The sequence below is a fragment of the Roseivirga sp. genome (assembly GCF_965216855.1).
In the GTDB taxonomy this organism is placed as follows: domain Bacteria; phylum Bacteroidota; class Bacteroidia; order Cytophagales; family Cyclobacteriaceae; genus Roseivirga.
Genome location: NZ_OZ244204.1, coordinates 3,378,416 through 3,395,115, shown reverse-complemented (window position 1 = coordinate 3,395,115; position 16,700 = coordinate 3,378,416). Strand labels below are relative to the sequence as shown.

The 16,700-nt window shown below is 42.4% G+C and carries 18 protein-coding genes; 8 read left to right on the top strand and 10 right to left on the bottom strand.

Features of this window, described 5'->3' with window-relative positions; translation table 11 throughout:
• Positions 1-111: 111 nt before the first annotated feature.
• Entirely contained in the window at positions 112-606 is a 495-nt protein-coding gene (gene folK / locus ACOOEY_RS15080) for a 2-amino-4-hydroxy-6-hydroxymethyldihydropteridine diphosphokinase (RefSeq protein ID WP_420385555.1), read from the bottom strand.
• Positions 607-680: 74 nt separating this feature from the next.
• Between folK and bioB the strand changes: the two genes are divergently transcribed.
• On the top strand, positions 681-1,784 hold the full coding sequence (gene bioB, locus ACOOEY_RS15075) for a biotin synthase BioB (RefSeq protein WP_420385554.1): 1,104 nt from the start codon (positions 681-683) through the stop codon (positions 1,782-1,784).
• 13 nt (positions 1,785-1,797) lie between these two features.
• On the opposite strand, the gene ACOOEY_RS15070 is transcribed toward bioB, so the two are convergent.
• The 9 genes from ACOOEY_RS15070 to ACOOEY_RS15030 form a co-directional block, all read right to left on the bottom strand.
• A complete protein-coding gene (locus ACOOEY_RS15070; RefSeq protein ID WP_420385553.1) occupies positions 1,798-2,313 on the bottom strand; it encodes a VOC family protein in 516 nt (171 codons plus the stop codon).
• 1 nt (position 2,314) lies between these two features.
• Complete coding sequence (locus tag ACOOEY_RS15065) at positions 2,315-2,929, bottom strand: porin family protein (RefSeq protein WP_420385552.1); 615 nt, start codon at positions 2,927-2,929, stop codon at positions 2,315-2,317.
• 95 nt (positions 2,930-3,024) lie between these two features.
• On the bottom strand, positions 3,025-3,615 hold the full coding sequence (locus ACOOEY_RS15060; RefSeq protein WP_420385551.1) for an outer membrane beta-barrel protein: 591 nt from the start codon (positions 3,613-3,615) through the stop codon (positions 3,025-3,027).
• Position 3,616: 1 nt separating this feature from the next.
• Positions 3,617-4,513, bottom strand: coding sequence for a flavin reductase family protein (locus ACOOEY_RS15055; RefSeq protein ID WP_420385550.1), 897 nt, complete (start codon positions 4,511-4,513; stop codon positions 3,617-3,619).
• Complete coding sequence (locus ACOOEY_RS15050; RefSeq protein ID WP_420385549.1) at positions 4,510-4,917, bottom strand: DoxX family protein; 408 nt, start codon at positions 4,915-4,917, stop codon at positions 4,510-4,512. Before ACOOEY_RS15050 ends, ACOOEY_RS15055 begins: the two co-directional genes overlap by 4 nt.
• A gap of 98 nt (positions 4,918-5,015) precedes the next feature.
• Complete coding sequence (gene fahA / locus ACOOEY_RS15045; protein ID WP_420385548.1) at positions 5,016-6,287, bottom strand: fumarylacetoacetase; 1,272 nt, start codon at positions 6,285-6,287, stop codon at positions 5,016-5,018.
• Between the two features lie 107 nt (positions 6,288-6,394).
• Positions 6,395-7,534 (bottom strand): 4-hydroxyphenylpyruvate dioxygenase, encoded by a 1,140-nt coding sequence (hppD, locus tag ACOOEY_RS15040; RefSeq protein ID WP_420385547.1) that lies wholly within the window; start codon positions 7,532-7,534, stop codon positions 6,395-6,397.
• A gap of 150 nt (positions 7,535-7,684) precedes the next feature.
• Complete coding sequence (locus ACOOEY_RS15035) at positions 7,685-8,842, bottom strand: homogentisate 1,2-dioxygenase (RefSeq protein ID WP_420385546.1); 1,158 nt, start codon at positions 8,840-8,842, stop codon at positions 7,685-7,687.
• Positions 8,843-8,991: 149 nt separating this feature from the next.
• Positions 8,992-10,218, bottom strand: coding sequence for a Glu/Leu/Phe/Val dehydrogenase dimerization domain-containing protein (locus ACOOEY_RS15030; protein WP_420385545.1), 1,227 nt, complete (start codon positions 10,216-10,218; stop codon positions 8,992-8,994).
• Positions 10,219-10,496: 278 nt separating this feature from the next.
• Here ACOOEY_RS15030 and ACOOEY_RS15025 point away from each other — a divergent pair, with 278 nt between their 5' ends.
• The 7 genes from ACOOEY_RS15025 to ACOOEY_RS14995 all read left to right on the top strand — a co-directional run bounded on the left by ACOOEY_RS15025 (position 10,497) and on the right by ACOOEY_RS14995 (position 16,639).
• On the top strand, positions 10,497-10,958 hold the full coding sequence (locus ACOOEY_RS15025) for an Lrp/AsnC family transcriptional regulator (RefSeq protein WP_420385544.1): 462 nt from the start codon (positions 10,497-10,499) through the stop codon (positions 10,956-10,958).
• A gap of 2 nt (positions 10,959-10,960) precedes the next feature.
• Entirely contained in the window at positions 10,961-11,122 is a 162-nt protein-coding gene (locus ACOOEY_RS15020) for a hypothetical protein (RefSeq protein WP_420385543.1), read from the top strand.
• A gap of 47 nt (positions 11,123-11,169) precedes the next feature.
• The gene (locus ACOOEY_RS15015) at positions 11,170-11,724 is read left to right on the top strand and encodes a hypothetical protein (protein WP_420385542.1); all 555 of its coding nucleotides are present in this window, start codon (positions 11,170-11,172) and stop codon (positions 11,722-11,724) included.
• Positions 11,725-11,859: 135 nt separating this feature from the next.
• Positions 11,860-12,069 carry a hypothetical protein gene (locus ACOOEY_RS15010; RefSeq protein ID WP_420385541.1) on the top strand — a complete coding sequence of 70 codons (210 nt, stop codon included), beginning with the start codon at positions 11,860-11,862 and terminating at the stop codon, positions 12,067-12,069.
• A complete protein-coding gene (locus tag ACOOEY_RS15005) occupies positions 12,059-12,469 on the top strand; it encodes a putative toxin-antitoxin system toxin component, PIN family (RefSeq protein WP_420385540.1) in 411 nt (136 codons plus the stop codon). The genes ACOOEY_RS15010 and ACOOEY_RS15005 overlap by 11 nt, the downstream gene beginning before the upstream one ends.
• Positions 12,470-13,825 carry a methyltransferase RsmF C-terminal domain-like protein gene (locus ACOOEY_RS15000; RefSeq protein WP_420385539.1) on the top strand — a complete coding sequence of 452 codons (1,356 nt, stop codon included), beginning with the start codon at positions 12,470-12,472 and terminating at the stop codon, positions 13,823-13,825. It begins immediately after the preceding gene.
• Between the two features lie 129 nt (positions 13,826-13,954).
• Positions 13,955-16,639: a valine--tRNA ligase gene (locus ACOOEY_RS14995; protein WP_420385538.1), complete on the top strand. Its 2,685-nt coding sequence runs from the start codon at positions 13,955-13,957 to the stop codon at positions 16,637-16,639.
• Positions 16,640-16,700 lie beyond the last annotated feature (61 nt).

Sequence of the window (16,700 nt, the reverse complement as noted above, 5' to 3'; positions counted from 1 at the left end):
TTATCTCCAATAAATGAAGATTTATATGGCCTCTTTCATTAATGCTGCGAAAAGCATCGAACATATATAATATTGCAAGCTAGCCTGGCCTGGTTGTCAAAGATCAGGCCACTACGCTTCCGAAGGTTCGTAAAGACTGACCTCAAGTCGGTCAGGACATTCGTCCAATAATTCAGACTGCTTCTTCTGTAAAGTAGGGTGAAGAAAGTCGGGCGTCAGTTCAACCAAAGGCACCAGGGTAAATCTCCTGTTTTGAATTTCTGGATGGGGCAAAACCAGATTATCTTCCTGAAAAACCATATCGCCAAAGTAGAGCACATCAATATCAATCAGTCTTTCTCCCCATTTTTCATACCTTACTCTTCCCATTTCCTTCTCTATCATATTACAGATAAAGAGTATTCTTTGGGGCGACTTAACAGTTTCTATTTCTACTACCTGATTAAGAAAAGCTTGTTGATCTTCTTTACCCCATGCCGCGGTCTCATACACACTTGACTCGCGCCTGATGGTTATTCCATTGGAAACAAGCATCTCTCTTGCCCGCTCCAAGTGCTTGAATCTGTTACCTATGTTTGTTCCCAGTAGTAAATAGATGCCAGTCATGGCTGCAAATATAGGGTTTGTTATTGGAGTTGAGGGCCCACCTGACTATTTTGCCATCTCATAAGCAAGAATGCATGAGTGAACTAAGACACGACTGGACGAAAGAGGAAATTCTTGAAATCTATAACAGACCACTATTAGACCTGGTCTATGAGGCCGCAACTATACATCGCCAATTCCATAACCCTAATGAAGTACAAGTAAGTACCCTGTTATCCATCAAAACCGGTGGATGTCCTGAAGACTGTGCATACTGTCCGCAGGCTGCCCGATATCACACCGATATAGACACTAATGATTTAATGTCTGTAGAACAGGTAAAGGCACAGGCACTGAGAGCCAAGTCTTCTGGTTCTTCCCGTGTTTGTATGGGAGCCGCCTGGAGAAATGTGGAAGACGGACCTGAGTTCGATCAGGTACTGGATATGGTACGTACCATCAACTCTCTGGACATGGAAGTATGTTGTACGTTGGGTATGCTTACTGAAAATCAGGCCCAGAGACTCGCTGAAGCTGGTCTTTATGCCTATAACCATAACCTTGATTCTTCTGAAGAATACTATAAAGAAATCATCTCCACCAGAGGTTGGGAAGATCGTTTGGAAACACTGAAGAACGTTAGAAAAACGAACGTAACCGTATGCAGTGGTGGAATTATTGGAATGGGAGAAGCTATTGAAGACAGAGCCGGCATGCTGGTTGCCTTGTCATCCTTGAGCCCTCATCCGGAATCGGTACCCATCAATGCATTAGTCTCTGTAGAAGGTACTCCTCTGGAAGAGCAGGAAGTAGTACCTATCTGGGATATGATCAGAATGGTAGCCACTACCAGAATTGTATTGCCATCGACTACGGTAAGACTTTCTGCAGGAAGAACTGAAATGAGTAAAGAAGGTCAGGCATTTTGCTTCCTGGCCGGTGCAGGGTCTATCTTTGCAGGAGACAAACTGCTCACCACACCTAATCCGGATGTGAACGAAGACATGGAGCTCTTCAAAATACTGGGTATCAACCCTATGAAACCTTATGCAAAAGGAACGAAACCAACACCACTATCACCTGATGCGATGACAGAAGCCGAAGGAGAAAAAGCAAAATGGAGCAGACCCGGTCACCGCATTGATAAAAATGTGGAAGCGACTAAAAAAGCCAACAAAAAAAGAAAGGAAGCCATTTAAGCTTCCTTTTTCTTTATCCTGCTCTTTCAATCAGCTCGACATAGGTGCCATCAGGGTCTCTGATGAATATAATCCGATAGTTGTCTCGCTTTACATCTCCTACTATTTCAATTCCGGCCTTTTCAATGCGTTCCAACACCGGAGTAAGGCTTTGGTAGCTAAAGGTGAGATAATTAACCCCTGAGCTCACATCTATACCTTTCTTGCCTTTCTGCTTTTTGGTTTTGTCGAAGTAAGCCAACTTCAGAATAGTGGCTGAAGGACGGTCCTTCATTTTGAACATTTTCACTGTAAAAGGCTTATTGTTAGCCGCTCCAGCTTCTTTACTCCACTGTTCGTCAAGCCTAAACTGACCCGCAGGAACCATTCCCACTATTTCAGTGTAAAACTTCTCTGAAGCCTCAATATCGGACACCACATAGCCAATGGCCAACACACCAAGTTCTTCATCATTTTGCCAGGCCTGGGCATTCAATCCAACAAAGCCTGATAGGGCCATAATCAACCCTATTCTTTGTGTTAATCTCATCTTATTTGTCTTTATTCTTTCCGCTAATCAACTTAATCCCCACAGCGAAAACCAGCATCTTCTGTCGTTGATCTGCACTGAAACCTCCGGCTCCACCCTCATTGATATCTGACAAAGCACCATCATACTTTAAGTCAAGGGCAAGGAAGTTGAGTAAATCCATTCCAACTCCCACCTGATAACCTACGGTAGCACTTTTATAGTTATCCTTAACATCTTGAATAGTCCCATTGATGTCACTTTCAGCTTTAGTGAGGAAGTTGAATGAAGGACCTGCCTGCACTCTTAAGAACAGTATTTTAATACCAAAGTTGACAGGAACATTGATCTGGTTGAAATCCAAATCGGCCCGGGTATTATTGGATGTGATGGTTGCCTGAGTATCAGAAAAGAGCACCTCTGGCATAAGCATAAAAGACTTCCCTAAACCAAGCCTGGCAAAAACTCCAAACTGGTAGCCAAACTCGGCATCTCCTGAACTTACATTATTCACATTGTCAGAAACAGACAACTCGTTGGATAGCAGACTCACTCTCGGACCAAAAGCTCCATTCTGAGCCATCATAGTATTAAACACTCCACAGCAGAGTAGTAGCAAGAATATTCTCTTCATCATATTTCATTTTGGTAAGCATAATAAAGGAAATATTCATAAAATGAAAAAGCCCCGAGTCACAACCCGGGGCTTTCAAATATCTTGATGTCAAATACTTAGAACAACTTAAAGCCCAGCGCGAAAACCCACTGAGAGGTTCTCTGATCTGTATTCACGGTGGTTCCACCAACAGATACTGATTCACCAAACTGACTCAGGCTTCCTTCATATTTTACATCGATCACAAACTTGAGAATATCGATTCCAACACCGGCCTGATATCCAACTGTCGTATTCTTATAGTTGTCTTTGATATCGCCAGCTACATCAGATCTGGAGGCATCCGTCAGGAAACTTAAAGACGGGCCTGCATTCAATCTCAGTGGACCAATTTTACCACCAATCATAATCGGCACATCAATTTTGTTGAATTCGAAGCTAACATCCTGATTATTCAGACTCAAGGTAGATTCAGCTTTGCTGAACAAAATCTCAGGTTGAACATATAGCCCTATTACAGGTACTTTAGCCCTCATGAAGATACCAAACTGATATCCGAACTCTGCATCACCTTCCTGTACACTGGTGGCTGCGTCTTTTAAACTAAGCTTGGAATTAACCAAAGTTACCCTCGGACCAAGAGAGAATTGAGCTGATGCACCAAATGCGATGGTCATCAGCAAACAGATCATAACGAGTTTTTTCATTTTAAGAGTTTTTAGGTGCCTGAAGGAGTGTTAACCACGCCTCTTCAAGCTGATTATTTTCTAAATAATTCTGCGCTAAGTTATGTAATGCATTTACATATTCAGCCTGATTATTCGAAAAACGTTCGTGTAAAGCAACTATTTCATCAGTTGAAGAAAAGGCTTGTATGGCCTCATTTTCGGGCAATTTTTCAATATTTCCTAATCTCCCCAGATTGTTGCCGGTGAGCACCGAACTATTGCGGATTGCATCAGAAATCTGATCTACTCCAATTCCTAAATTTCTATTGGGTTTTGGTATTTCAAAAAGGGCGTCTCCATTGGCACGACAGTACCAATCGCCTCCCATTCTGGCTACCAAATCTGCCTTTCTGGGGTCGGGCTTTCCGTCTTCACCCAATATATCATCTTTCACATGACCCAAGAGAATCTCACAAATGATCAGGTTACCGGCACCCTGGTCTTCTCCCAAATGAACTACCTGCTTTACCCTGCATTCATATGCTGCGATAGCCTCAGCTACTCTGGGTGGCTTCACCTTTACAGAGGCCTGCTCCGTGAGCCCCGCTTTGATAAACTCATTGGTTCCCTTTGGATAGGCTGTACTGCTCAGCGACATCTGTTCAACAATGTCAAAGTTGACAATATTGATCACCACCTCTTCGGTTTCCAACACATTCAATAAGGTGTCTTTTCTCTTTCCTCCTCTTGGAATAGCTGGTGAAAAAATAAGGGTTGGCGGCTTAGTGCCAAACACATTGAAAAAACTGTAAGGAGCCAAATTCACATTCCCCTCTTTGTCTACTGTACTCGCCCAGGCAATTGGCCTTGGACCGATAGTACCTAATAAATAGGCATGTAACTCTGGAACAGGAAGTGAATTTGGATCTAGTATCATTTCTTAATTATGGATAATATTTTAGTCTTTGTCTCCTCAAAATTAGTCAGAACGAGCAAAGCACATGTCACCAGGACTATTAAAGCCAGAGCAAACAGATAACCCCCATCACCCTGAACCTCTATACCCAGTTTAGTCAGGTGGAAGAAAATAGCTCCCGACATAGCTCCTATGCCAATTAAAGCCCCGAGTCCATACCAACTTGTCAGTAATAATATGCCGGCCACAAGTTCGGTAGCCCCAACCAGGTATCTACCCCAAGGCTCCATACCAATCTCCGTAAAGATGTAGACGGATTCTTCTGCTCCGGTGAATTTAAAATAAAGCGTTTGCAACATGATCAGTGCCGGCACAATGCGCAACACCCAGTTGACGATGTTTTTGGTTTTAGAATTGCTATTCATCTCGATAAGTTTTCAGTGACCTAACGGTTCTCTAAGAATCAAGATGATTTTGAACATCCGCCAGCCGACACTTTAGTCAAGATACGATAAATAGCTAATTATTTGGCAGGCAACACTTTAGCCTTCACTTCACCAAAACCAATTCTCACTCCATTACGCTCAGCATGACCTCTCATTATCACGGTGTCATGATCCTGAATGAACTTTCGCTCACCGCCACCATTCATAGAGACTGGCTTAGAACCTCTCCAGGATAACTCCAGCATTGAACCATATTCAGCAGGAGTTGGACCCGATATGGTACCAGAGGCATACATATCTCCTATCTGCATATTACAGCCATTCACCGTATGGTGGGCCAGTTGCTGCAGGCAGTTCCAGTACATATACCTGAAGTTTGAATTAGCTACAACCGTTTCCTCCTGTGCTTCCGGCTGAATTGCTACCTGAAGGTTCAGGTCAAAGTGATAATCACCTTCATATTCCAGGTAAGGAAGAACTTTAGGATCTTGTTTCGGACCTGAAACACGGAATGGTTCCATAGCATCCATGGTGACAATCCACGGAGACACATGTGATGCAAAGTTTTTAGCCAGGAAAGGACCCAGTGGCACATACTCCCACTTTTGCATATCCCGGGCAGACCAGTCATTGAAAATGACGAATCCGAAAATATAATCTTCCGCTTCTTTGGTCGAAATAGAGTTACCCAAACCATTCTCCTTACAGGTGATGAAAGCCATTTCCAACTCAAAGTCCAATAATCGACAAGGGTTGAAAGAAGGCATAGCTGCATCATCAGCCTTTGTTTGCCCTTTAGGTCTGTGGAAAGGAGTTCCGGAAACAACAATTGAAGAGGCTCTTCCATGATAGCCTACTGGTAAATGCTTCCAGTTAGGCATCAAGGCATTTTCCGGATCTCTGAACATACAGCCTACATTATAAGCATGCTGCTCCGAAGAATAGAAGTCCGTATAATTCGGCACATGAACAGGCATACACATTTCTACTTCTGATTGCTCGAAGAAAGCCTGCTTCACTAATTCACTATTATCTCTTAACTCTGCATTATCGGCCTCCAACAAATCAGAAATACGGTTACGAACTGCACGAGTCACCTCTTTGTCGAGCCCCATAAAGTCATTAAGTACAGGCTTATTAAAGGTCTCGGGTGGAAGGCTGAGTCCTTCAAAACAACCGTGAACCTCCAAAACAGAAAGGTCAAGTACCTTATCACCAATGGCTGTGGCAGCTCTTGGACCAAGGCTATCTGTTTTAAATATACCAAATGGTATATTTTGAATTGAAAAGTCTGAATTGGCAGGTACTTCTACCCAGGATTTTAGTTTCGGATCGTTTGCTTTGATCATAATGTCATTCTTGTGCGTCATTCAGAGCGGAACGCAGTGAAGCGAAGAATCTCCTTTTTGACGGGGAGATTCTTCGGTCGTACCTCCCTCTGGATGACGGTAACCAATTAAAGTGTTTGTCTTAATTCCTGTTCTCTCTCAATGGCCTCAAAAAGAGCTTTGAAGTTTCCTTTTCCGAAAGACTGAGCACCTTTTCTCTGAATAATCTCAAAGAACATAGTAGGCCTGTCCAGCACTGGTCGGGTAAAGATTTGAAGCAAGTATCCTTCATCATCTCTATCAATCAGAATATTCAGGTTTTTCAATGGCTCCAGATCTTCATCAATCTCGCCAACTCTATCCAGCACATCATCATAATAAACCTCAGGTACTCTTAAGAACTCAACTCCTCTGGCTCTTAATTGAGTAACTGTTTCAATGATGTTATTCGTGGCTACCGCTATATGCTGTACTCCGGCACCATTATAAAACTCAATATATTCCTCTATCTGAGATTTCTTCTTGCCTTCTGCTGGCTCATTGATAGGAAATTTGATTCTGCCAGAGCCATTACTCATTACCTTACTCATGAGTGCGGTATACTCGGTAGAGATGTCTTTATCATCGAAAGAAACCAGTTGAGTAAAGCCCATTACTTTGGCATAGAACTCACACCATTTGTTCATCTCGCCCCAGCCGACATTGCCAACCATATGGTCGATATATCTCAGCCCTACTTCAGAAGGATTGTAATCTGATTTCCATTCTTTGAAGCCAGGCATAAATGCACCGTTGTAATTCTTGCGCTCTACGAAAATGTGCACGGTTTCACCATAGGTATGAATACCACTTTTGATGATATGACCATGCTCATCTTCTTCCTTTACCGGCTCCATAAATGATTCAGCTCCACGACTGGTGGTTTCTTCCCAGGCTTTTGTAGCATCTTCAACCCACAGTGCTACCACCTTCACGCCATCGCCATGTCTGTTGATGTGTGCATTGATAGGACCGTCCTGTGTTAATGGTGAAGTCAGCACCAGACGGATTTTATCCTGCTGAAGTACATAAGACACCCGGTCTTTCAAACCGGTCTCCAAACCAGCATAAGCTACTGACTGAAACCCAAAAGCGGTTTTGTAAAAGTGAGCCGACTGCTTCGCGTTGCCTACGTATAGTTCTACATAATCCGTCCCGTTAATCGGAAGGAAATCCTGGGCATCCTTAAATATTTTGTCTCCTGAATAGGTTACGTTCTCTGTTGCCATATTCTATAGTTTACTTTTTACTTTTCCTTTTCTACTGATGTCATATATGCTATCAGCAAGTTTTACATTCAATTTCAGTCTTTAGAGGGAAGTTCTTCAGTGAAGAACCAAAATCCCCTTCAGGGGCTAGTGGTTTCGTTGACCCCTTAACTACTCCAACCACGACTTGTGATAATCTTTGGTCAGAATCTTCATGGCCTCTTCAGTTACCATTAAAGGCCTAAAGGTATCCACCATTACAGCTAATTCCTCGGTTGACTTCTTACCCAGACTTCGCTCCATAGCTCCCGGATGAGGGCCATGAGGAATACCGGCAGGGTGAAGTGTAATCATTCCCCTTTCAATATTGTTACGGCTCATAAAGTCTCCATCAACATAATAGAGCACCTCGTCTGAGTCTATATTACTATGGTTATATGGAGCCGGTACTGCTTCCGGATGATAATCGTAGAGTCTTGGCACGAATGAACAAACCACAAACGCATCAGTTTCAAAAGTCTGATGCACTGGCGGTGGCTGATGTACACGCCCTGTAATTGGTTCGAAGTCATGAATTGAGAAGGCATAAGGATAATTGTAGCCATCCCAACCCACCACATCGAATGGATGAGTAGCATAGACATACTCATGAATCATCCCCTGCTTTTTCACCTTGATGATGAAGTCTCCTTTTTCATCGTGTGTTTCCAGGTCTGTCGGTCTTCTCAGGTCTCGCTCACAGAATGGCGCATGCTCCAACATCTGACCAAACCAGTTTCGATACCTTTTAGGTGTATAGATGGGTCTGTGAGACTCTACAATAAATAACCTGTTCTGCTCTGTTTCGAAGTCGATCTGATAAATCATCCCTCGCGGTATCATCAGGTAGTCTCCGTAGCTGAAGGTCAGGTTACCAAGCAAAGTCCTTAGTGTTCCTTTTCCTTCATGGATAAAGATCAGCTCATCACAATCAGCATTTTTATAGAAGTAATCTCTCAATGACTGAGTCGGAGAAGCCAGTACAATATGACAATCACTATTCACCAAAACAGGCGTACGGCTTTCTAAAAAGTCAGCCTTAGGCTCCACCGCAAATCCTTGCAGCCCCAGTGAGAGCATATTCTTTTCAACAGCAATCTTTGGAGATACATCATAAGACTTGAGGACCTCCTTCACCTGAGTTGGTCTTTGTAAATGATACAGCAATGACGACATACCATCGAAGCCGATAGTACCAAAAAGCTGCTCATAATAGTAACCACCATCAGGTTTCTTAAAGGTGGTGTGCCGCTTATGCGGCATTTTTCCAAGGTGATGATAAAATGGCATAGTTTACCTTTTATTGTTCTTATTACCGTCATTCCGAACTTGACTGCCTACAGGCAGGTTTTGTTACGGAATCTGTTGATCGAGATCCTGAAATAAATTCAGGATGACGCTCTAATCAATCCCTACCCTCCAAAGAGAGTTACCAGGGGTCAAACGAGTTGCTTCAAAGAGTGCTCTAAAGCCCGTTTTGATATTCCCGTTTTCTTGTCAGAAATGCCATAAACATTCTGAAGTGCTCTCTCAATAACCTGAGATGTATCACTGAAAATAGCCTCATCCGTGAGTGCCACTCCCCTCTCCATAAGATACGCAAAAACGCGCGCCATTCCACAATTGGCTATAAAATCAGGGATTACAGACAAATTACTATCCGCATAAAGTCCGGTTTCGCCAAAGAAGATTTCAGGGTCATTGAAAGGCACATTCGCTCCACATGAAATTACTTCCAGTTTAGAGTCAATCATCCGGTCTACCTGATCTTTGGTGATAAGTCTGGAAGCGGCAGCAGGTACAAAAATCTCAAAGTCCAGGTCCCATATCTGCTTGTTGATCTCTTCGTATGGAATCATACCATCAGTCACCAGCTGATTTCCTTTCCTGTTAAGGAAGAACTCACGTATTTCCTCCAAACTAAACCCCTCCTGCTTGAGTACTCCGCCATCGCGGTCAATAATACCTACAACGCTCACTCCCATTTGAGCCAGGTAGAACCCTGCCGCAGCACCTACGTTCCCCCAACCTTGAATTACAGCTCTCTTCTCTTTATAGTCGCCACCCCAGATATTATAGTAGTGATGAACAGCTTCTGCCACACCGTAACCGGTAATCATATCGGCAATCTTATACTTGCGGTTGACATCAGGAGAGAAGAAGGGATTTTCAATCACTTTTACCACACCATTCCGAAGTTGACCAATGCGATTGATCTTAGATGCCTCATTGGGCTTGAAATGACCATTGAACACTCCTTCCTGTGGATGCCAGATTCCAGCTTCTTCCGTCATGGAAATTACCTCATGGACTTCATCTACATTTAGGTCTCCTCCTGTTCCATAGTAGAACTTCAATAGCGGGCTTACTGCGGTAAACCACCTGCGAAGTACACCTTCCTTTCTCGGGTCACTCGGATCGAAATTGATACCGGATTTTGCTCCTCCAATAGGAGGACCTGAAACCGTAAATTTCACTTCCATGGTTTTGGCCAGAGATTCTACTTCTCTTTTATTGAGCCCTTTTCTCATGCGGGTACCTCCACCGGCTGCCCCACCACGAAGCGAATTGATGACTACCCATCCTTCAGCTTCAGTTTCCGGATCCTGCCATTCAAACACAATCTCCGGTCTTTTCTCTTCAAATCGCTTTAGTAAATCTTCCATAGGTTAGTTGATGCTGTTTCTTAACCGTCATTCAGAGCTCAGCGCAGAATCTTTCCTTACCTCGCTGCCATCCGTTGGAGATTCTTCGGTCGTCCTTTAAGGGACTCCCTCTGAATGACGCTGAAAACACTGGCGCAAATCTATGGAGAAGTTAAAGAACTTATGCTATTCAACCACATCAGTTCATATAATTAGACTTTCATTCTATAAATGAATTAATTTATAGAACATATCAATTTTGAATTGATAAATTTGAGCCACTACTAGAATAAAATTCTATGCTGAAACTAGACGCTGTGGACATCAAAATACTGGAAATCCTTCAGGAGGATGCCCGAATTACCACCAAGGCCCTAGCCGATCAGCTTAACCTTTCGACCACACCTGTCTTTGAAAGAGTAAAGAGACTGGAAAGAGAAGACCTCATCAAGAAGTATGTCGCCCTGGTAGACAACCGAAAACTAGGGTTGAGACTCATCGCCTTTATCTCCATAAGCCTTACCAAACATTCCCGTTCCTACCTGGAAAAATTTGTAAATGAAGTAAGTCAGTACCCTGAGGTAATGGAATGTTATCACATTGCCGGTAACTTTGACTTTCTCTTAAAAGTAGTGGTCAGGAATATGGAAGTCTATGAGACTTTTATTCTCACTAAGCTTTCTACCATTGCCAACCTCGGGCAGGTTCAGAGTTCCTTTGTACTTTCAGAGAATATTCATTCTACGGCTTATAAGGTCTGATTATGGGAAATGGAGGAAAAAACAAGAAGCTCTCCAAAATCGGAAATATCAACATTTTCAATCTTACAAAGGAGGAGCTTGAAAATGCCATAAAACAATCTGAGAGGGATTTCGAAGATAAACGTTTTATTGATGCATATTCTTTACTTAAAAAGTATCAGTAGCTTCTAATCTAGTATGTACCTGCAGAGTTAGAACATTCAAGACTAAAATGGCATCCGATATTAATGGCGTAAACTGGGAAAACCCTGGTTCGGTCATCTCATATTTCGAGGAGAACCAAATTCAAATTATCAATAGAAATTGGGGTGAACCCAAACTCGATTTTGAAAATCTCAGGCTTTGTGTGCATTACATAAATGCATTGTATCAGAAGGCTCACTATTCAAAATGCATGGATTTCATTCAGAAAATTCAATCTCTAATTTGTGATATCCATGATGAAGACCTTGATGATCTAAAGCGGCAAATCCTATTTGTTAAGGGTATGATACTTAATCGAACCAAAAAGTATAAGGAGGCTGAGGACTTATTTATTTACCTGGAGAAACAGGACCCGAATCATCATTACTATTCTCAATGGAGAATAAATTCAAAGTCAAAGAGATATTCATGGCTTATTGTCGTCTGCTACTCAATAGCCGCAATTCTTTATCTAATTGATGTTGTATTTGACCCGGCAGGATTTTCCTTGATTTTAACTGCATTCTTTCTTTTAATGTTAGCTTTTTCCTTGCCTTATATTTTTAAAAAGTATCTGAAGTAAAACTAATGCCGATGTTATATATTCATTCAACGGCTTATAAGGTTTAGTATATCTAAGGATTAGAAATTTTAGGTTCAATGGAGTATAACCGCAAGGAATATTAAGCGTTAAAGATTTAAGTCTTATATTCAAATTATGGAATCAATTAGAATTGACATACTGAACCCAAAGGCAAAACAGCTATTGAAAGATTTGGCTGATTTGGAGCTCATTAAAATCAACCAAGAAGATTCCAGTCTTTCCGATATTTTGGAACAAATCCGATCAAATTCTAAACAGCAGATTACCCTTGACGAAATCACAAAAGAAGTTGAGGCTGTGAGAAAGTCGAGATATGAGCGCTAAGAGAGCCATTCTGGATACCAACCTATGGATCAGCTTTCTTATATCTAAAAACACACTAATCGAGACTTTATTGAGTACCAAGAAGTTGCAACTGGTGTTTTCAAACGAGCTTTTAGACGAGTTTATTGAAGTAGCAAAAAGGCCTAAACTAAAAGCTTATTTCACATCAAATAGTGTCGAGAATTTACTGAGGCTCTTTAGTGAATATGCTGAACTCATAGAAGTAACATCTGTTATAAACATTTGCCGAGACTATAAGGATAATTTTTTACTTGCATTGGCAATTGATAGTCAAGCTGACTTTTTAGTGACTGGCGACAACGACCTTTTAGTTTTGAAAAACATTCGTGATACTGAAATCATTTCCTTTGCTGAATTGATAGAAAAATTGAAGGCTTAAATGTTCCCAACAGCATTCCAATCCCAAATCCAGCAACTCCTGACCACTGAGGCTGATGCCTTCTTTCAGTCCTTGGACACTGATTCCCCAACCAGTATTCGTTTCAATCCTTCAAAAAACTATTCTGGCAAATTAGAGGGACACAAAATCCCCTGGACTGACAATGGAATTTACCTAAAGGAAAGGCCTTCCTTTACCCTGGACCCTGACTTTCATTCGGGGGCATACTACGTGCAGGAAGCGAGTTCAATGGTGCTCGAACAGATTTTGAAACAGTCGGTTAACCTGAAAGAAGACCTGCTGGCTCTCGATTTGTGTGCCGCCCCTGGAGGAAAAAGCACCCATATTCAAAGCCTCCTAAGTTCCGGCAGTCTGTTGGTCTCCAATGAGGTAATTAAATCACGGGCTAACATCCTGGCCGAAAACCTGACCAAATGGGGCTTGCCCAACAAAGTGATTACCAACAATGACCCTTCTCATTTTGACCGGCTCAATGTTCAATTCGACCTGATTGTAGTGGATGCCCCATGCTCCGGTGAAGGTCTCTTTCGGAGAGATCCCGAAGCCATGAAAGAATGGAGTCCTGAAGCAATGAAGCTTTGTGCCACACGTCAACAGCGTATTCTTGCGGATATCTGGCCAAGTCTGAAACCCGGTGGAGTGCTCATCTATTCAACCTGTACTTACAACTCATTAGAAAACGAAGAGAACATTCAATGGCTGAATGAACAGCTAGATGCCAAAGGCATTTCACTTGAGTTGGAAAATAGCTGGGGCTTTTCGAAAACCCAAACCAGTGGAATTGATGGCTTTCATGCCTATCCGCACAAAGTCAAAGGTGAGGGTTTCTTTATTACTGCCGTGACCAAAACAGAAGGGAGGGCCAAAAAGCTACGCAAGTCTAAAAAACCAATCAACTTTGCCCCCAGACAGGAAATTGAAAATATATCGCCATGGTTGAAAAACCCTGAGTTCTTTGACTTTATTAAACACAACGACCTGTTTATCGCTATGCCTGAACACTGGAAAGATGTGATTCATGAAATCAACTCTAATCTTTACATCGTAGCTGAGGGTATAGAAATGGGTCGTCTTAAAGGCAAGAAGCTTATTCCGCATGAAGCCCTCGCTTTTTCGACTGAGCTTAACCATTCACAAGTATCTACATTTGAGCTGGAACTGGACGAGGCTTTGAACTACCTGCGCAAAGAGTCCTTTGATTTTGACAGTATGGAAAACGGCTGGAATCTCATTACCCACAAAGGGCTGGGATTAGGCTGGGCCAACCGCATTCAACAAAGGGTAAACAACTACTATCCTACCAATTGGAGGGTTAGAATCAGTTCAAACTTTTGAGCTCAAGACTCAAAGTGACTTAAACATTAAACCCAAAACTGGCAAAGCCTATCAATCTTCCAGCCTCCAGCTTCCAGCTTCCAGCTTTTCCACCTATTTTTGCACCTCAATTTCAAGCAGTACACTTTTATGTCACTTTCAAGTAAATACGAATCGCAACAGGTTGAAGACAAATGGTATCAGCACTGGATGGACAAGGGCTATTTCAAGGCCAAAGTCAATCCACAAAAGGAGCCATTCACAATAGTCATTCCTCCTCCAAACGTGACAGGCGTATTGCACATGGGCCACATGCTGAATAACACTATTCAGGACGTACTCATCCGTAAGGCCAGAATGGAAGGCAAGGAAGCCCTCTGGGTTCCTGGTACCGATCACGCCTCTATTGCTACTGAAGCTAAAGTAGTAAGAATGTTACGTGAGAAGGGCATTAAGAAGTCTGATCTGAGCCGTGATGAATTCATGAAACACTCTTGGGAGTGGAAAGAAAAATACGGAGGAATCATTCTTGAGCAGCTTAAAAAGCTAGGAGCATCATGCGATTGGGATCGAACTGCTTTCACCATGGATGATGCCTATTACAAAGCCGTTATCCGTGTATTTGTAGACCTGTATAAGAAGGGCTATATCTACCGTGGCTGGAGAATGGTCAACTGGGATGTTGAAGCCCAAACCACCGTTTCAAATGAAGAGGTAATCTATGCTGACAAGGAGGAAGTATCTAAACTTTACAAAGTTCAATACAGCATTAAAGATTCTGATGAAAAAGTAATCATCGCTACTCAGCGTCCTGAAACCATTATGGGTGATACGGGTATTGCTGTTAACCCGAAAGACGATCGTTTCAAACATCTGATCGGTAAGAAAGCCCTGGTACCTTTCATCAATCGTGAAATTCCAATCATTGGCGATGATTATGTAGATATTGAATTCGGTACCGGTTGTCTGAAGGTGACGCCTGCACATGATCCTAATGATTATGAAATAGGCCAAAGACATAACCTGGACGTGATAGACACCATCAACCTCGATGGTACATTGAATGAAAAATGTGAGGTTCCTGCCTACGTTGGTATGGATCGTTTTGCCGTTCGCAAGCAAATCATCAAAGACCTGGATGAGGCCGGCTACCTGATGGGTTTTGAAGAGTTTACTACAAAAATCGGTCGTTCTGAAAGAACCGATACCGTGATTGAGCCTAAACTTTCTTTGCAGTGGTTCATCAACATGAAAGACATTTCAAAAACTGCTCATGAAGTAGTTATGAATGACGAGGTGGAATTGCTTCCTTCGAAGTTCAAGAATACCTACAACCACTGGATGGAGAATGTAAGGGATTGGTGTATCTCACGTCAGCTTTGGTGGGGGCAGCGAATCCCGGCCTATTTCTATGGAGAGGGTGATGACGACTTTGTAGTAGCAGAAAGCCTCGAAGAAGCAGTGGAACTGGCCAGACAAAAATCAGGAACGAATGACCTGACTGCGGCAGACCTGCATCAGGACGAAGATGTACTGGATACCTGGGCCTCTTCATGGCTTTTTCCAATGGCTGTTTTCGATGGCTTCAATGATGGTTGTTTCGATAAAGAAACCGGCAAAATCATCAAAGGTAAAAATGCTGACCTCGACTATTTCTATCCTACTTCAGTTCTGGTAACAGCGCCTGAGATTCTATTCTTCTGGGTAGCCAGAATGATTATCGCAGGATATGAATACATGGACGAAAAGCCTTTCAAGCATGTATATCTGACGGGTATTGTTCGCGATAAACAAAGGCGAAAAATGTCTAAATCACTCGGTAACTCTCCAGACCCATTGGATTTGATTAGGGATTACGGAGCCGATGCAGTCAGAACAGGTATGCTTTTCTCCTCACCGGCAGGTAATGACCTGTTGTATGACGAGAAGCTGGTTGAACAGGGAAGAAACTTTGCCAATAAAATCTGGAATGCATTCCGTCTGGTAAAAGGATGGGAAGTGAAAGGTAATTCAACACCTGGGGAAAATACAGTGGCCATTCAGTGGTTCGACTCAAGGTTCAACGAAACTTTAGCTGAGATTGAAGATCACTTCAATAAATTCAGAATCTCGGATGCCTTGATGTCTACTTACAAGCTCATCTGGAATGACTTCTGTTCATGGTACCTGGAAATGATTAAGCCAGCTTATGGTGAACCTATCGATCCGGCTACTTATGAAGTGACATTGAATTTCTTCGAGAAGATCATGAAAATCCTTCATCCATTCATGCCTTTCATCACTGAAGAAATATGGAGTGAGTTAAGAGATCGGGGTATTGACCAGGATATCATCGTATCGGCCTGGCCAATAATTGGAGGCACTGATGAGAGGCTTACTCAAAACGCTGAAAAGGCCTTTGAATTGATCTCTCAAATCAGAAATGTGAGAAGCAGTAAAGGTATTTCTCCCAAGGATTCATTGGATCTGTTTATCAGAGCTAATGAACAGGAAGCATACCAACGCTTTGCAGGAGTGATCAGAAAAGTGGCCAACATCGATGAACTGAAATTCACTGAAGCCAAAGTTGAGAATGCGCTGAGCTTTGTCATTAAGTCAGATGAGTTCTATCTGCCATTGCCTGAAGGCTCTATTGATGTTGCGGCTGAAAAAGAAGAAATCACTAAGGAGCTTGAGTACACGAAAGGCTTCCTCAATAGCGTCATGAAAAAACTTAGCAATGAGAAGTTTGTCAATGGAGCTCCTGAGCAGGTAGTGGTCAATGAGAAAAAGAAACTAGCCGATGCCGAAGCTAAGATTAAAGTGTTGGAAGAAAAGTTAGCTTCTCTCGGCTAAGTGAAGAATTAAATATCTAATTGAAAAGCAGTCCTCTCAGACTGCTTTTTTTGTTAATGCT

Excerpts from the sequence above, each read along its gene's own strand:
- bioB (WP_420385554.1), top strand. The coding sequence starts at position 681 with ATGAGTGAACTAAGACACGACTGGACGAAAGAGGAAATTCTTGAAATC.
- ACOOEY_RS15055 (WP_420385550.1), bottom strand. The coding sequence starts at position 4,513 with ATGATACTAGATCCAAATTCACTTCCTGTTCCAGAGTTACATGCCTAT.
- ACOOEY_RS15060 (WP_420385551.1), bottom strand. The coding sequence starts at position 3,615 with ATGAAAAAACTCGTTATGATCTGTTTGCTGATGACCATCGCATTTGGT.
- ACOOEY_RS15070 (WP_420385553.1), bottom strand. The coding sequence starts at position 2,313 with ATGAGATTAACACAAAGAATAGGGTTGATTATGGCCCTATCAGGCTTT.
- ACOOEY_RS15035 (WP_420385546.1), bottom strand. The coding sequence starts at position 8,842 with ATGCCATTTTATCATCACCTTGGAAAAATGCCGCATAAGCGGCACACC.
- ACOOEY_RS15010 (WP_420385541.1), top strand. The coding sequence starts at position 11,860 with ATGGAATCAATTAGAATTGACATACTGAACCCAAAGGCAAAACAGCTA.
- ACOOEY_RS15015 (WP_420385542.1), top strand. The coding sequence starts at position 11,170 with ATGGCATCCGATATTAATGGCGTAAACTGGGAAAACCCTGGTTCGGTC.
- ACOOEY_RS15005 (WP_420385540.1), top strand. The coding sequence starts at position 12,059 with ATGAGCGCTAAGAGAGCCATTCTGGATACCAACCTATGGATCAGCTTT.
- folK (WP_420385555.1), bottom strand. The coding sequence starts at position 606 with ATGACTGGCATCTATTTACTACTGGGAACAAACATAGGTAACAGATTC.
- ACOOEY_RS15025 (WP_420385544.1), top strand. The coding sequence starts at position 10,497 with ATGCTGAAACTAGACGCTGTGGACATCAAAATACTGGAAATCCTTCAG.
- ACOOEY_RS15000 (WP_420385539.1), top strand. The coding sequence starts at position 12,470 with ATGTTCCCAACAGCATTCCAATCCCAAATCCAGCAACTCCTGACCACT.
- fahA (WP_420385548.1), bottom strand. The coding sequence starts at position 6,287 with ATGATCAAAGCAAACGATCCGAAACTAAAATCCTGGGTAGAAGTACCT.
- ACOOEY_RS14995 (WP_420385538.1), top strand. The coding sequence starts at position 13,955 with ATGTCACTTTCAAGTAAATACGAATCGCAACAGGTTGAAGACAAATGG.
- ACOOEY_RS15020 (WP_420385543.1), top strand. The coding sequence starts at position 10,961 with ATGGGAAATGGAGGAAAAAACAAGAAGCTCTCCAAAATCGGAAATATC.
- ACOOEY_RS15065 (WP_420385552.1), bottom strand. The coding sequence starts at position 2,929 with ATGATGAAGAGAATATTCTTGCTACTACTCTGCTGTGGAGTGTTTAAT.
- ACOOEY_RS15050 (WP_420385549.1), bottom strand. The coding sequence starts at position 4,917 with ATGAATAGCAATTCTAAAACCAAAAACATCGTCAACTGGGTGTTGCGC.
- ACOOEY_RS15030 (WP_420385545.1), bottom strand. The coding sequence starts at position 10,218 with ATGGAAGATTTACTAAAGCGATTTGAAGAGAAAAGACCGGAGATTGTG.
- hppD (WP_420385547.1), bottom strand. The coding sequence starts at position 7,534 with ATGGCAACAGAGAACGTAACCTATTCAGGAGACAAAATATTTAAGGAT.